The organism is Streptomyces sp. NPDC088747 (genome assembly GCF_044751025.1).
GTDB lineage: Bacteria > Actinomycetota > Actinomycetes > Streptomycetales > Streptomycetaceae > Streptomyces.
Genome location: NZ_JBIVKZ010000025.1, coordinates 139278 through 154277, shown reverse-complemented (window position 1 = coordinate 154277; position 15000 = coordinate 139278). Strand labels below are relative to the sequence as shown.

Annotated in this window: 14 protein-coding genes; 10 read left to right on the top strand and 4 right to left on the bottom strand. The window is 70.5% G+C overall.

The features are described 5' to 3' along the window. Positions 1 to 157: 157 nt before the first annotated feature. On the bottom strand, positions 158 to 1648 hold the full coding sequence (locus ACIP79_RS39930; RefSeq protein WP_401232278.1) for an FAD-dependent monooxygenase: 1491 nt from the start codon (positions 1646 to 1648) through the stop codon (positions 158 to 160). Between the two features lie 580 nt (positions 1649 to 2228). On the opposite strand from ACIP79_RS39930, the gene ACIP79_RS39925 reads away from it, so the two are divergent. From ACIP79_RS39925 to ACIP79_RS39890, 8 genes are all read left to right on the top strand, one after another. Then, on the top strand, positions 2229 to 3104 hold the full coding sequence (locus ACIP79_RS39925) for a class I SAM-dependent methyltransferase (protein WP_401232260.1): 876 nt from the start codon (positions 2229 to 2231) through the stop codon (positions 3102 to 3104). A 119-nt stretch (positions 3105 to 3223) separates the two neighbouring features. Further along, positions 3224 to 3526 carry an ArsR/SmtB family transcription factor gene (locus ACIP79_RS39920; protein WP_401232258.1) on the top strand — a complete coding sequence of 101 codons (303 nt, stop codon included), beginning with the start codon at positions 3224 to 3226 and terminating at the stop codon, positions 3524 to 3526. Beyond that, positions 3523 to 3915 carry a VOC family protein gene (locus ACIP79_RS39915; RefSeq protein ID WP_401232256.1) on the top strand — a complete coding sequence of 131 codons (393 nt, stop codon included), beginning with the start codon at positions 3523 to 3525 and terminating at the stop codon, positions 3913 to 3915. Before ACIP79_RS39920 ends, ACIP79_RS39915 begins: the two co-directional genes overlap by 4 nt. A gap of 96 nt (positions 3916 to 4011) precedes the next feature. Next, positions 4012 to 4176, top strand: a complete 165-nt coding sequence (locus tag ACIP79_RS39910) for a hypothetical protein (RefSeq protein ID WP_401232253.1) — start codon at positions 4012 to 4014, stop codon at positions 4174 to 4176. Between the two features lie 132 nt (positions 4177 to 4308). After that, the gene (locus ACIP79_RS39905; RefSeq protein WP_401232250.1) at positions 4309 to 4668 is read left to right on the top strand and encodes a DUF6204 family protein; all 360 of its coding nucleotides are present in this window, start codon (positions 4309 to 4311) and stop codon (positions 4666 to 4668) included. Between the two features lie 156 nt (positions 4669 to 4824). Then, the gene (locus ACIP79_RS39900; RefSeq protein ID WP_401232248.1) at positions 4825 to 5496 is read left to right on the top strand and encodes a winged helix-turn-helix domain-containing protein; all 672 of its coding nucleotides are present in this window, start codon (positions 4825 to 4827) and stop codon (positions 5494 to 5496) included. 65 nt (positions 5497 to 5561) lie between these two features. Then, a complete protein-coding gene (locus ACIP79_RS39895; RefSeq protein WP_401232245.1) occupies positions 5562 to 6800 on the top strand; it encodes a sensor histidine kinase in 1239 nt (412 codons plus the stop codon). After that, complete coding sequence (locus ACIP79_RS39890; RefSeq protein ID WP_401232243.1) at positions 6797 to 8716, top strand: glycoside hydrolase family 9 protein; 1920 nt, start codon at positions 6797 to 6799, stop codon at positions 8714 to 8716. The genes ACIP79_RS39895 and ACIP79_RS39890 overlap by 4 nt, the downstream gene beginning before the upstream one ends. A gap of 96 nt (positions 8717 to 8812) precedes the next feature. Here ACIP79_RS39890 and ACIP79_RS39885 read toward each other — a convergent pair whose 3' ends face one another. After that, positions 8813 to 9988: an epoxide hydrolase family protein gene (locus ACIP79_RS39885; protein WP_401232240.1), complete on the bottom strand. Its 1176-nt coding sequence runs from the start codon at positions 9986 to 9988 to the stop codon at positions 8813 to 8815. A 696-nt stretch (positions 9989 to 10684) separates the two neighbouring features. Here ACIP79_RS39885 and ACIP79_RS39880 point away from each other — a divergent pair. Further along, the gene (locus ACIP79_RS39880) at positions 10685 to 11905 is read left to right on the top strand and encodes a DMT family transporter (RefSeq protein ID WP_401232237.1); all 1221 of its coding nucleotides are present in this window, start codon (positions 10685 to 10687) and stop codon (positions 11903 to 11905) included. Between the two features lie 117 nt (positions 11906 to 12022). Here the strand turns inward: ACIP79_RS39880 and ACIP79_RS39875 are convergent, their stop codons facing one another. Continuing rightward, entirely contained in the window at positions 12023 to 12766 is a 744-nt protein-coding gene (locus ACIP79_RS39875) for an SDR family oxidoreductase (protein WP_401232235.1), read from the bottom strand. A gap of 136 nt (positions 12767 to 12902) precedes the next feature. Here ACIP79_RS39875 and ACIP79_RS39870 point away from each other — a divergent pair, with 136 nt between their 5' ends. Next, positions 12903 to 13751 carry a helix-turn-helix domain-containing protein gene (locus ACIP79_RS39870; RefSeq protein ID WP_401232232.1) on the top strand — a complete coding sequence of 283 codons (849 nt, stop codon included), beginning with the start codon at positions 12903 to 12905 and terminating at the stop codon, positions 13749 to 13751. Between the two features lie 48 nt (positions 13752 to 13799). Here ACIP79_RS39870 and ACIP79_RS39865 read toward each other — a convergent pair whose 3' ends face one another. Continuing rightward, complete coding sequence (locus ACIP79_RS39865) at positions 13800 to 14972, bottom strand: 4-hydroxybenzoate 3-monooxygenase (protein WP_401232229.1); 1173 nt, start codon at positions 14970 to 14972, stop codon at positions 13800 to 13802. Between the last annotated feature and the right edge of the window lie 28 nt (positions 14973 to 15000).

Genomic DNA, 15000 nt, shown 5'->3' with positions numbered 1-15000 from the left:
CCCAGCATCACCACACCCCCCGTCCTCGCCACCCTCAGCAACACCCCCCAACGCGGAGCCCAACTCCACCACCAACTCGCCGCCGCACAGATCGCGGGTACGTACGCCGACACGGACGCGGCCGCGGCCGCGGACTCGACGCGGCAGGCAGCCGCTTTCAGTTGACCGCGCCCGGGAGAACACACGCGGCGTCCAGCGCCGCCACTCCCGTGCACGCTCCCTCGCCTTCGCCGAAGTACGCCCGTAGCGCGGGGGCCAGGCCGCCGCCCCCTGCCGCCCAGCCGACATAACCGTCGGGGCGCACCAACAGCGCCTCGCACAGCAGCCCTTGCACCGGCTCGGCACGCACCACCCGCAACAGCCCGGCCCACGCCCGCGCCTGCTCCTCGAAGTCATCCGCTCCCTCGCCGAACAGCAGAAGCAGCGGAAGTCCCTTGCCCAGCAGGCCGATCACATCCGTACGGCCTTCGGAGGTGTCCAACGCGAGGTTCTCCAGAAAGCGCCCCTCCCACGGCGAGGCGTCCGGGCCCCACGGAGGCACCACGGTGTCCTGTGCGCTGACCATCGACGCCAGCACGCCGCTCTCCGCGGACGCCCCCGCCATCAGCTCACGAAACAGAGCGCGCAGGGGATCGAGCCCGGCATCCGGCCGCATCAGGGCGAGTTGGGCCCTCGTGTGGTCGATGACTCGCTGAGCGGCCGGGCGTCGCTCCCGGTCGTACGAGTCCAGCAGCCCTTCGCCGGCCGCGCCGCACACCGTCAACGCCAGCTTCCAGCCCAGGTTCATGGCGTCGAGCAGGCCTGTGCTCAGCCCCTGGCCGCCGATCGGGAAGTGCACGTGCGCCGCGTCGCCCGCGAGCAGGATCCGCCCTTTGCGGTACGACTCCACGAGTCGGCAGAAGTCGCTGAACCTGCTCAGCCAGCGCGGCTCGTCCATCCCGATGTCGCGCCCGGCGATCCAGGACACCTCGTCGCGCAACTCCGCCAAGGTAGGCGGCTGATGGCGTCCCTCGTAGGCGCCCGCGCAGTTCAACGTCCGCAGTCGCACCCGGCGTTCAGCCAGCTCCTTCACCACGATCCAGCCTCGCGGCGTCCGGTGCCATCCGGCCACCAAGGCCCCCGTTTCCCGCAGTCGCACGTCACCCGCCAACGCGGAAACCGTCGCCGGATACGTCCTCGATCCAAAGGCCGCCGCCTCACGGACCAGGCTCCGCGCGCCGTCCGCGCCCACCACGAACTCCGCCAGGAGATCGACCCGCCCACCGGGCCCGTCCACCTCCACCCGCACCTTCTCCTCCGCCTCACGCACACCCACGGCCCGATGGTCACGCAAAATCGTCACGCCCAATGCGCGCGCCCTCTTTTCGAAGCCGCTCACCAGCTCCGCCTGATCACACTTCAATACAGGGCCGGGCTCCCCCGCCGGACCCGAAATGGCCAGTCCTGGAATTCCCGCGAAATGAAAACCGACCGAGACGGAACCCCTGTCCGCCCCTGTCCTGGGCGAATTCCCGCCCTCCGAATCACCCAAGTAGCCACGTCTCACCAGGCTCTGCGCGGTCCGCGCATGCACCGTGGTCGCCTTCGGCCACTCGGACACACCTCCCTCTGCCTCCACAACCACCACATCAACACCAAAACCCGCCACCTCGCACGCCACCACCAGCCCCACCGGTCCCCCACCCACCACCACTACCTGCGGACCACCCACCACGCCCACCACCCCGAATAGAAAAATCCACACCGGCTGAATTGATAGCCACACGTCCGCCCGAACGGCAAAACTATGTACCGGACGGCCGGTTCTTTACAACCCCTTCACGAAACTGCATAAGAGGCTTCCGGAACGGCGGCATTGCGAGTGCGCTCAGCCGGGCGACATCTTGATCAATTCCGGAATGCGCTAAAGATCGATACGCCGGAGAAGCCAAGGAAATCCCCTGGTCGGGGCGCTCTTCGACGCGACTGAACGCGGCAGGCCAACCTGCGGCCGGCGCCGGGAGCCCGGCTCGGCGATGAGATCGGCCGCGGTACGCGGGGCGTCTACCCGCCGGGCCGCGAAACGCGTCACCCGCATCCGCAGGGAGCCCTGCCGCCCGTCTGGCCGGAAGGGCGTGCCGTCGGCCGGATGTACGCGAATGGCTCCGAATGTACGTAAATGGCTGCTGAGCCCGAAAGCTGTCACGCTGGCCGGAAGCGGTCTTCGACGCTCAGGGAGCTGTCATGGCGTGGACGGACTGGGGCTCCACGGGATCCACGGGGGCCAGAAGGGCTACGGGGGATCCGGGGCCGGACGGCCGGTCATGACGGGCCGTCCCGGTCCCGGCGGTCACTACGGGGAGAGCCTGTTCGAGCCGGAACACCCCCAGGAAGCCGAGCGCATCGACGCGGCGGCGCTGGTCTACGACCCCTTCACCACACGACTCCTGCACGCGCTGGATCCAGGGCCGGGCAGCCGCTGTCTGGAGGTGGGGGCCGGGACCGGGACGGTGGTTCGCTGGCTGGTGGAGGAGGCGGGCGCCGGGGAGGTGGTCGCGCTGGACAGGGGCACCGGTGCGCTGGAGGCTCTCGCGGGCCCGCGGGTACGGGTGATCAGCGCCGATCTCAGGGACGAGAGCCTGGATCTCGGCAGCTTCGACCTCATCCATGCCAGGTTCGTTCTCATGCATCTGCCCGAGCGCCGGCAACTCGTCTCACGGCTCGCACGATGGCTCGGTCCCGGCGGCTGGCTGGTGCTCGGGGACGCCGTGGAGGTGCGGAATCTCCTGGACACGTCGTCGGCCTACCGGCGGACCATGGACGCCATGTGGCAGGCGCTGAAGTCGTCGATCGGCACGGACACGTCCGACGTCCCGGCCTATCCGCACCTCCTCGGAGAGGAGGGCCTCCGGAACGTCGCCGGTGAGCTGTTCTGTCCGCCGCTGGTCGCGGGCGGCCCCCTCGCCCGATTCTGGTCCGAGACCTGGAACCGGATGCGGCCCGCGCTGGAGGAAACCGGACAGGTGGACTCCGCCGTCATCGACGCCGCGGTCGCCTACCTGGCCTCGCCCCGACTCGCCGAACTCGGACCCGGCATGGTGATGGCGTGGGGGCAACGCCCCTGAGCCGTTGAATGCCGGCCGGACGGCGACCGGCGACACTCGCTGTTCGACGGCGGGCCGAGAGCCGCGACACCGCGCGCCATCACTTGATAGGCAAGTGAATAGTTGCCTATGGTGGGGGCGTGGCCGACGACCTTTACAGAGCCTTGGCCGATCCCACCCGCCGCATAATCCTCGACGAGCTCACGGAGAGGTCCGGACAGACACTCTTCGAGATCTGCTCGCGACTGAGCATGAAGCATCAGCTCGCCATCTCGCGTCAGGGCGTGTCCCAGCACCTCGCCGTACTGGAGGCCGCCGGGCTCGTCGAGACCAGGCGGGAGGGTCGCTACAAGTTCCACGACCTCAACACCGCCCCGCTTCGGCGGATAGCCGAGCGATGGCTCGCGCCCGACACATCCGGACCAGAGGAGAGCACCCCGTGAAGATCCAACTCACCAGCGTCTTCGTGGACGACCAGGCCAAGGCCCTGCACTTCTACACCGAGATCCTCGGCTTCGTGATGAAGCACGACGTCCCGCTCGGCGAGAAGGACCGCTGGCTGACCGTCGTCTCGGCCGAGGAGCCGCACGGCGTCGAACTCCTCCTGGAGCCCGCCGGCCACCCGGCCGTCAAGCCGTACCGGGACACGCTCGTCCAGGACGGCATCCCGCTCGCCCAGTTCGCCGTCGACGACGTGCGGGCGGAGTACGAGCGCCTGAGCGGCCTCGGTGTCCGCTTCACCCAGGAGCCCCTGGAGATGGGCCCCGTCACCACCGCCGTATTCGACGACACGTGCGGCAACCTGATTCAGATCGCGACAACTCCCCAGTAGGCGGTTGGCCGCGTGCGGGACCCGGCAGCCGATGTGACCGGTCCCGCGCTCCGGCAGACGCCGGTGTCAGCGGTGAACCGGAGGGTGCGCCGCCCCGTGGAATCGTTGATCGCTGCCGTGCGCGAACAGGACGGGGCCGCCCGTTTCCTGGCCCGGCCCGGTGGCTTCGACCCGCCGACCATGTCGAGGACGTCCGCCGCGACCGGTAACGACGAGGAGATCTTCCTGCCCCTCAGCGGGGCGTTCTGCCGACGGGCGTAGCGGGGTCGGAGTCATGGAGGTCGTCCCGCGGCTGCCGACGTGGTGACGAACGTCCACTCAGGACGGTCACCCCGACCCCCTCGCCTGGAAACCCGGTGGAACGGCGCCGATGCTGCTGGTTATGGTCGGCGGATGAGCACTCGTACCTTCCGTATCACCGTCCGCGGCGTCTTCGACGGACTCGACGCCGGCCAGCGGGCGGAGCTCCTGGCCGAGGCCGCGGAACACGACGTGCTCCGCGCCGCGTTCACCCTCAAGGGACACCTGAGTTACGACCTTGCCGCCAGGTCCGCCTTCACCTTCCGCTTCGCCGACTCGGGAGACGCCGAGGAGGACATCCTGGAGGCGACGGAGCGCGCCGAAGAGGCGGCCGCGTCCTGGTTGACGGGGCGCGGCTACGCCTACAAGAACCTCCGGTCCAGCGCCGAGGACCTCTCCCAGGCTCCCTTGGGCAAACGGCAGCGCCGCGCCGCCGCCCAGAAGCCCGCCTGATCCCGTTTCGGCGATCTGCCCGTGCCGGTCACCGGGCGGCGCGGAAGCTGCCGTGACTACTTCACCACGCCCGCCGCGTGGGCGACGACGACCGCGTTCGGGGGGCACACCACTGGGTGTGCCCCCTTGTCACGGCCACCGTCTAAGCTCTGGATCATGCGCGTTCTGGTCCTGGAGGACGACCCCGAGCTGGGGCCCGTCGTGGCTGTTCGGCTGCGAGGCGCGGGGTTCGCGGTGGACCTCGTGTCGACCATCGCCGAAGCGGATCTCAAGCTCGCGGTCAACGGCTACGACTGCGTCGTGGCCGACCGCTCCGTTCCGGACGGCGACTCGCTCACGCTGCTCGCCGCACACCGGCACAACGGGTCGACGCTGCCCTTCCTGCTGCTGACGGCCCTGGACGCGGTGAGCGACCGGGTGGCCGGCTTCGAGCACGGAGCGGACGACTACCTGGTGAAGCCCTTCGCCTTCGCCGAACTGGTCGTGCGGGTGCGCGCGTTGTGCCGCAGGGAGCGGCCGGCCCGGCTGCCGGTCCTGCGGGCGGGTGACCTGGAGGTCGACCTGCCGCGGCGCCGGGTGTCCAGGGCCGGGGTGCTGCTCAGCGTGTCGGCCAAGGAGTTCGCCGTGCTGGAGGTGCTCATGCTGCGGGCGGGCGAGGTGGTGACCCGCACGGAGCTCATCGAGAGCTGCTGGGACGAGGCGAGTGAGCCGATGTCCAACGTGGTGGACGTCCTGATCGGGCAACTGCGCAGGCGGCTCGGGTCGCCCGACCCGATCGGGACGGTGCGCGGTGTCGGCTACCGGCTGGGCGTCGGGGCACCGGCGTGATACGGCGGGCCGCACCGTCCTCCCCTTCCCCCGCCGTGGCCCGGCTGAGGCGCACCCGTCGGCTGATGACCCTCCTGTTCGCCTCGACGACCGCCGCCTGCCTCGTCGTACTCGCCGCCGTCGCTGTCCGAATCGACGCCGAATCCCGCAGGTCGGGCCTCGACCACGAGGTCGGCAGCCGCGCCACCGGCCTCTCACGAGCGGTCTGGTTCGACGCGGGGGTACTGCACCTGGAGCCGCTGAGCGAGGACGAACTCGCGCGCGGAGCACAGGTGTTGGCCGTCCTCCAGGCGGCGCCGGGAAAGCCGCCGTCGCTGCGGAACGTCGAACCCGCACGCTCGGCGTTGCCCGGTCAGGACCGGCTCGGCCTGCTCTGGCAAAGCGTCCTTGAGGAGCAGGAGACCGTCCAGGTCAGTGCTCCTTCCGAAACGGGCGGGCGGCTGAGGTGGGCGGCGGCTCCGGTGTGGGACGACGACCGGATCGGTGCGGCCGTGCTGGTGGGAACGGAGGTCGCGCGCGGCGAACGCGATCACGACGTCCTCGTTCGCTGGCTGGCGGTCGGCTGCACGGCTCTGGTCTGCTGCGCGGCCGCGGTCGGCCACCTGCTGTCCGGCCGCGCGATGCGGCCCGCCCTGGTGGGTCTGGAACAGCAGGAACAGTTCCTGGCCGAAGCCGCGCACGAACTGCGTACCCCGCTGGCGACGTTGCGGCTCGTGGTGGAGCGGGCTGACACCTCCGACGAGGCCCTGCGGCTGGTGGACCGGCTGAGCCGACTGGTGACCGGGCTGCTCGCCAGGGCCAGGACGGAAACCGGCGCGCAACGGGCGGAGTTGGTTCCCCTGCGCCTGGACCAGCTGGTGGAGACGACGGTCGAGGAGCTGCCGGACCAGGACAACGTCACGGTGAACTCCGAACCCGTGGTGGTGCTCGGGGATCCGGATCTGCTGGCGCAGGCGGTACGGAACCTGGTGGAGAACGCCCAGCGCCACGGCGGCCCGCCCGGGTCACCGGTGGAGGTCACCGTCGCGCCGGGGCTCGTCGCGGTCCGCGACCACGGGGCGGGGGTGCCGCTCGCGGACCGGGAACGGGTCTTCGCCCGGGGAGTCACCGGGGCTTCCGGTGCCGGGTCGGGAACGGGGGCCGGGCTCGCCATCGTCCGCTGGGTCGCCGAACTGCATCACGGCAGCGCCCGCCTCACCGACGCTCCCGGCGGGGGTTCGCTCGCCGAGCTCCGGCTGCCGAAGGACCGGGCTCGGACGTCCTCATCGTCATCTCATGAAGACCTCGGCACTGTGGGCTCATGAACTCTGCGTACAGAACGCGGCTGTTGGTGGCCGTCGCCGCGGTACTCGGCATCCTGCTCGTCGCGGTGGGCCTGCACGGGTCGCCCTTCGACAGTGGCTCGGGGCCTTCGCCGTCCGAGGTGGCCGTCCGGGTCGACCAGGTCGGCTATGTGCGCGGCGAGGCCAAACAGGCCTACGTCATGGGTACTTCGGCGGCACTCGCGGGCGCCCGCTTCAAGGTCGTCGACGCCGGGAACGACGTGGTCGAGGCGGGGAGGCTCGGAGCCGCCACCGGCCGTTGGAACGCCAAGTACCCCTCGGTGCGCACCATCGACCTCTCCGCGCTGAACACGCCGGGCGTCTACCGCATCGTCCTGACGGGGACCGCGGCCGGCCGTTCCCCGTCCTTCCGGGTCGCCGACGCACGCGAGCTGATGACCCCGCTCGTCCGGGACAACGTCCGCTTCCTCCAGGCCCAGCGGGACGGGGACGACGTACTTCCCGGTGCCCTGCGCGACGGTCCTTCCCATCTGGCCGACCAGGACGCGACCGTCTACGCCGACCCGGAGTACGACGAGGCGGGCGAGGAACTGCTCGACGAGCGGCTGACCCCGACCGGTGACCGGGTCGACGTCTCGGGCGGCTGGTTCGACGCGGGGGACTTCCTCAAGTTCACCGGAACCACCTCGTATTCGGTCGCCGAACTCCTGCTCGCACAGCGTGAGCTGCCCGACATGGCGGAACTGTCGGCCGAGGCCACGCACGGGCTGACCTGGCTGGACGGGATGTGGGACGAGGACACCGGCACTCTCTACACACAGGTCGGCATCGGCGTGGGCAACGAGGCCGTACGGACGGATCACGACGTGTGGCGGCTGCCGGAGGCCGACGACAGGCTCGACGTGTCACCCGGCGACCCGGACTACACGATCAAGCACCGGCCGGTGTTCCGCGCCGCCGACCCCGGCGAGCCGATCGGTCCCCACCTGGCGGGCCGGGTGGCGGCGGCCTTCGCCCTCGCCGCACAGCGCGCGGCCACGACGGACCCGGATGAGGCCATGGACTGGCTGGACAAGGCAGCGGCCGTCTATGGCCTGGCCGACACCGCGCCCGACCCCGACGAACCGCTCGTCACCGCGTTCCCGGCCGCCTTCTATCCCGAGGACTCCTGGCAGGACGACATGGAGTTCGGCGGCGCCGAACTCGCGCTGGCCGCGCGGCTGCTCGGGGACGACCGGGAGAGCCAGTGGGCCGACGACGCCGCCCGATGGGCTCGCGCCTATCTCCGGTCCGACGTCAAGGGCACCCTCAACGTGGCCGACGTCAGCGCGCCGGCCCACGTCGACCTGGCCACGGTCCTGGACGGCTCCCGGAGCAACGGAATCGGGGCCGCGGACCTGTACCGGGACCTGCGCCGCCAGCTGGAGGACGGGGTCGCCCGCGCCGGGCACGACCCGTTCGGAGCGGGCGCCGTCTACGACGATTTCGACGCAGTTCCGCACACTTTCGGGCTGGTGGCCACCGCCCGTCTCTACGCCAGGACCACCGGGGACGACCGCTACGCGGCCTTCGCCGGACGGCAACGGGGCTGGGCCCTCGGCGCCAACCCGTGGGGAACCAGCTTCATGATCGGTGCGGGTGAGGTCTTCCCGCACTGCCCGGAACACCAGTCGGCCAACCTCAAAGGCAGCCTCGACGGGAAGGGTGCGATCCTGCGGGGCGCCGTGGTGAACGGCCCCAACGCCGCCGCGAAGCTTGAGGAGTTGAACGGTTTCCCCACCATGAGGAAATGCACGGCCGCCCCGCCGTCGGGAGCCTGGACCGACTTCGACGGCAAGGGCGCGCGGTACGTGGACGACGTGGGCGCCTGGCAGACCGTGGAACCCGCACTGGACTTCACCACGACGGCACTGCTGGCCTTCGCCCTGACGGACTGAGCAGTCGAACGTGGGGAGCGGTCGACGCCGGGCAACGGCTGAAGCTCCTCAAGTCCCGCGACAAGAAAGGGCACATGACCATCCGGTGACGTGTCCTCAGTCCGTGGCCGCGGCCCGGTAGGGGCGGAAGAACGCGCGCAGCTCCTCCGCGTAGAGCTCGGGCTCCTCGAAGGCCGCGAAGTGGCCGCCGCGGGCGGGCTCGGTCACGCGTACCACGTTCGTCGTGCGCTCCAGCCAGGCCTTCGGCGGGCGGAGGATGTCGCCGGGGAAGAGGGAGAATCCGGAGGGCACCTCGACGCGGCGGGCGAGTTGCCCGGGCGGGATCGCCGAGTTCGCGCTGTACATGCGCATCGACGAACCGATCGTGTCCGTGAGCCAGTAGAGCGTGAGGTTCGTCAGGATCTCGTCCCTCGTGAAGCTCCGTTCGACGTCTCCGTCGCAGTCGCTCCACGCCCGGAGCTTCTCGACGATCCACGCGGCGAGTCCGGCCGGCGAGTCGGTGAGGCCGACGGCGGCCGTCTGGGGCTTCGTACGGTGGATGGCGCCGTAGGCACCCTCGCTCGCGCCCCAGGTCCCGACGTCCGAGAACCAGGCGCGTTCCTCGGGTGTGAGATCGGCCGGGTCGCCGGTGAGGACGGGCAGGCCCCCGTCCGTGCGGTGGACGGCGACGACCCGGTCGGGGTGATCGAGCGCGAGGTAACGGCTCACGTGGCTGCCGATGTCCCCGCCCGCCGCACCGAAGCGCGGGTAGCCGAGCTCGCTCATGAGCTCGGCCCAGAGTCCGGCGACGGCGATGGAGTTGAGCGGCGGGCCGGTGGGGCGGTCGGAGTATCCGAAGCCCGGCATGTCGGGCACGACCACGTCGAACGCGTCGGCGGGGTCGGCGCCGTGCGCGCCGGGGTCGGTGAGGAGCGGGACGACCTTTGAGTAGCGCCAGAACGAGTCCGGCCACCCGTGGCTGAGGACCAGGGGCAGGACGGGCCTGGTCGGCGCCACCGCCGGGGCGTGCACGAAGTGGATTCCGAGACCGCCCAGCCTGGTGCGGAAGCGGGGAAGCCGGGCCAGCGCCTTCTCCTGCGCCATCCAGTCGAACCCGTCCGCCCAGTAGGCGACGAGTTCCCGGAGGTAGGTGATGTCGGTGCCGAGCGACCACCCGGCGTCCTCGGGCGCATCCGGCCAGCGAGTGGCGCGCAACCGGGCGCGGAGGTCTTCGAGCGCCGCGGGCTCGGTCTGCGGAATGAACGGCTCCAGGCGAGGCGATGCGTCCGACATGGTCCGCATGCTAACTCGACGCGCCCGGCCACCGACGGCACCGGCGGTCCCCGCCACGCGCTCCGCGGACACGTGCCCGTCGTTCGCCGGTGTGCACGAAGGCCATCAGGTGTGCGGGCCGAGCGCCTGGCGCCGACCGCGGACGCCGGGGTCCGTGACGCGCTCGACGCCGGTGTCCGCGGCGCGCTGGAAGCCCGCCGACCGGCGGCACCAGGCCCTCCGTCGGCGATCAGAACCGCGCACCCACCGGCGTCCCCGCTCCCGCCGTTCCCGCGGTCGGCGGCGCGCGCCCGCAACCCCCGGGAACCGTCGTCAAATGCCGCGGATTCTTTCGAACCGCGGAGCCGTAACTCCCGTAGTGGGGGTGCCGCGTGGGACTCCTACCCCGTCCCGGCGCGGTGACCGTTCTCCGCTGTCCCGACCGCTCCGGCCACCCACAGGCGGCCCGGGTGACGGGTGCGCACCGGCGCCGGCCAGGTCTCACCTCCGCCTTACAAGCCCCAGCCGCTCCTCTTCCCACGGCACAGAAACTGCGTACTCAATGATCAATGCTGGACAGACCGTTGACGACTTACCCCCCACGCTCGACAGACGCGGTCTCACCTCGCTCAGGGTCACCCTCCGGAGCGAGGCATCGAGATCCGCCGCGCGGCCGTCAGCCGTGGTTCGGTCGGCCGCGGACGGCGGTGCGAACGCGTGAAGTCCAAGTTCGACCCGTTGTCCGTGACGGCGATGACCATCACCGTCGTCGCCATCTCGGCCACCGCGCCGCTCACCGCAGCCGCCACCGCCTCGCCCCTCGCCATGGCCTTCTGGCGCAACGCCCTCGGCTTCGCCGTACTCGGCCCCCTCCTTCTCCTCCTGCGCCGCCGCGAAGTCGTACGCGTCGTACGCGGTGAACGCCGCCTGCTGCGGCGGGAGCAGTGGCGGCCCCTGATCTTCGGCTTCCTGGCGGCCACCGCGCTCGCCCTGCACTTCGCGGCCTTCATGACCAGTACGCGGCTCACCTCGGTCGCCATGTCCACGGCGCTCGTCGCCACCCAGCCGGTCTGGCAGGCCCTCATCGCCGCCGGCCAGGGGGTACGGACCTCGCGCAGGACGTGGGCCGGGCTCACCCTCTCCGTGGTGGGAGCGACCGCTGCCGCCGGCCTCGACATCAGGTCGGGCGGCACCGCGCTGCTGGGTGACCTCCTCGCCCTCGCCGGTGCCGTCGCCCAGGCCGGGTACACCGCGCTGAGCGAGAAGTCGCGGGCCGACGTGAGTACGCCCCTCTACTCGACCTTCACGTCACTGGTCTGCGGCCTGGAACTCCTCGCCGTCTGCTGGCTGGCCGACATCCCGCTGACCGGCTTCGACAGATCCACCCAGCTCTCGCTGCTCGGGCTGCTCATCCTTCCCCAGATCCTGGGGCTCGGCGCTCTCAACTTCGTCCTCGGCAGAGTGTCGGCGACAACCATCAGCGTTCTTCTGCTGCTTGAGACACCGGTGGCCGCACTCGGGGCATGGTGGCTGATGAACCAGGGCATCGATCCCGCCACCGTGCCGGGGCTCCTGCTGATCATCGTCGGCGTCACCGTCGTGGTGACCAGCGGCGCCCAGGAACAACCCGCGGTCGCACCGGGCAGACACCGCATCGGCGCGCCGCCGTACCCGGCGTACGCCCCGCACAACCCTCAACCGCCGATCACGGCAACTCACCTGACGAACCATCAAGACGTTGTCCAGGATCCCCGGGTGGACTGGGCGGACCCCCCTTACGTCGAAAGCCCGACCATCAGGTTCAGTTACCACGGCGCGGGCGCCTTCGACACCGTGCACCTTCGCAGACCGCACCTGTCGGAGTTCGACACCGTACGTCTGCGCAGACCACAGCCGGAGGAGTTGGACGAACTGGCCGATCACAGTTCACCGCGCTGACTGCCCGGGAGTGCGGACCGCCGGTGAGCGGTCCGCACCCTGTCGCGGCCCCCGGTGCCGCCGCCGACGAGGACCGGCCGAGGGAAGTCCCGGCCCCGTCCAGTCCCGGCGCTCGGCTCATCCTTGGGCGGTGGGGCGGACGACGAGTTCGTTGACGTCGATGTCGGCGGGCTGGGCGACGGCGTAATGGACCGCCTCGGCGATCGCGGCGGCGGGGATCGCGATGTCCATCTGGCCCGTGACCGCGTCCCTGGTGTCCTGGTCGCCGATGGTCTCGGTGAGCTCGCTCCGGGTGAGGCCGGGGCTGATCACGGTGACCCGTAGCTCCCGGCTCTCCTGGCGCAGGCCCTCCGACAGGGCACGGACGGCGTGCTTGGTGGCGCTGTAGACGGCGGCGGTCGGGTCGACCCGCAGTCCGGACACGGAGGCGATGTTCACGATGTGTCCCGCGCCCTGGGCCCGCATGATCGGCAGGACCGCGGCGATGCCGTGCAGTACGCCGCGCAGGTTGACGTCGATCATGCGGTCCCACTCGTCGGTGCGCAGCGCGTCCAGGCGTGACAGGGGCATCACGCCGGCGTTGTTGACCAGCACGTCGACACGGCCGTACCGCTCGTGGGCGGCAGTGACGAAGGACCGGACGCCGATCGGGTCGGTCACGTCCAGGACGTGCGGCAGGGCGCTGCCGCCGTCGGCCTCGATCTCCTTGGCGAGGGCCGCCAGACGCTCGGTGCGGCGGGCTCCGAGGACCACCGGATGGCCCGCGGCGGCCAGCCGCCGGGCGGTGGCCTCGCCGATGCCGCTGCTGGCCCCGGTGATCAGCACGACCTTCGGGACGGCGGTGGTGGGCGGGTACGTCATGCTGTTTCCTTCGTGAGTCGACGGCCTCGGGTGCGGGCCGTCCGGTCCCGTCAGCTTGGGCCCGGAGGCGCGGGAGCGGCAGGAAGGGACTTCCTGGGTGCCGCACACCCAGGAAGCGGCGGCGTACGATCCACATATGAGCGGCAACGAACTGGGTGAGTTCCTACTGGCGCGTCGCTCCCGTCTCAGCCCGCAGGAAGTGGGGTTTCCCCGTTCGGCCGACCGTCGTGTCAGCGGGCTGCGGCGCGAGGAGGTCGCCGTCCTCGCCGGGGTCAGCGCCGACTACTACGCCCGCCTGGAACAGGGCCGCGAACGGCACCCGTCCTGCCAGGTCGTCGACGCCCTCGCGCGGGCGCTGCGCCTGGACTCCGACGCCTGCTGGCACGCCTACCGGCTCGCCGGACTCGTACCGAAGCCCGAGGGACCGGATCCTGACGGGGAGCGGGTGGCGCCCGAGCTGCGACGGCTGATGGACGGTTTCCCGGCGGCCGTCGCCTACGTGGTCGACCGCCGGCTGGACGTTCTCGCGTCGAACGCGCCCGCCGCCGCGCTCCTCTCCCCGCTGGCGGACCCGCGCCGCATGGTCCGCTCCCTCTTCCTCGACCCCGCGGCGCGCACGCTGTTCGTGGACTGGGACACCGTGGCGCGTGACACCGTCGCCGCCCTGCGCCTCGCGTACGGCCATGGGCGCGACGATCTCCGGATCTCCGCCCTGGTTGACGAACTCCGCGCCGGGAGCGAGGAGTTCGCGGAGCTGTGGGCTCGCCAGGACGTCAACCGGTTGGGCAGCAGGCTCAAGACCTTCGACCACCCCGCGGTGGGCCGGCTGACCCTCTCGTACCAGGCGTTCGAGGTGCAGGACGCGTCAGGGCAGTGCCTGCTCGTCGGCACCGCGGAGCCCGGCAGCACGGACGCCGACCGCCTGGCCATCCTGTGCGCCGCCCGGCCGGTCGACAACCGCCAGGGCTCCACCGCCGTTCAGTAACGGGGACCCCGTTTACCTCACAGCGCGGGTGTCCGATGCGGACTCGTCCTAGTTCACCCCGGCCGTGAACTCACCGAACAGGCGGTTCGCCGTGGGTGAGCTGAACTGGCGCTGGAGTTCCGCTCGGGCGATCTGCTTGCGGAACTCTCCTTCGTAGGAAGGATCACCGGCGTTGTGCATGAGTTCGGTTATCCATGTCGCGAACGCCTGGTAGTTCCAGATATGACTCAGGCAGGTCGTGGAGTAGTCGTCGAGCAGGCGCGAATCGTTCTTCCGGGTCTGGTGGATCACCGCACGCGCGAACACCTCGGCGTCGTGGAGGGCGAGGTGAATTCCTTTCGCGCTCATCGGCGGAATGATGTGCGCCGCGTCGCCGAGCAGATAGAGCCTGCCGTGGCTCATCGGGCTGTGGACCACGTTCCGAAGCGGTACGAGTTGCTTGTCGATGATGGGGCCGGTCGCCACGGGCGTGCCGAAGCGGGCTTCCAGCTCGCTCCAGACCCGCTCGTCCGGCCAGCGCGAAAGCGTGTCGTCGGGCGGGCACTGAAGGTAGAGACGGCTGGCGGTCGCGCCACGGGGGATCACTCCGGCGAGACCGCGGGAGTGGATCGCCATGCCCGAGGGGCTTGCCGGCACCTGAGCCAGGACGCTCAGCCAGGCGTACCCGTACTCATAGGAGTAGCGGGTGAGCGCGCCGGCGGGGATGGTCGCCCTGCTGACACCGCGGTCGCCGTCGCAGCCGGCGATGTAGTCGCAGCTGAGAGACCTTGCCGAGCCGGCGGTGTCCCGATAGCGCACAAGGGGGCGATCACCGTCGATGTCCTGGATGGAGACGTCCGCCGCCTCGAAACGGAGGTCTCCGCCGCCGCGCAGGAACACGTCCGTGAGGTTCCGGACGAGGACCTGCTGAGGGCAGAAGAGACTTTCGGCGTTGTCGTCGTCCAACTCGATCGGCAGCTCTTCCCCGTCGATGAAGAAGCCGCCCTCCGCCTCCGGAATGGGATCACCTTCCAGCACCTCTTCGAGTCCCCACTCGCGGAACATGCGGACCCCGAAGCTGTCGATGGTTCCGGCCCGCTGCCGCTGCTCGACGTATTCACGGCTGTGCTTTTCCAGAATGGTGCACCCGATGCCGTTCCGGAGCAGGAAATTGCCGAGCGTGAGTCCCGCCACCCCCGCGCCTACGACGACGACGCCCGTGGTCTCCCGATTTTCACCCATGTCTTTTCCGAGTCTCCTTGCAGAAAGC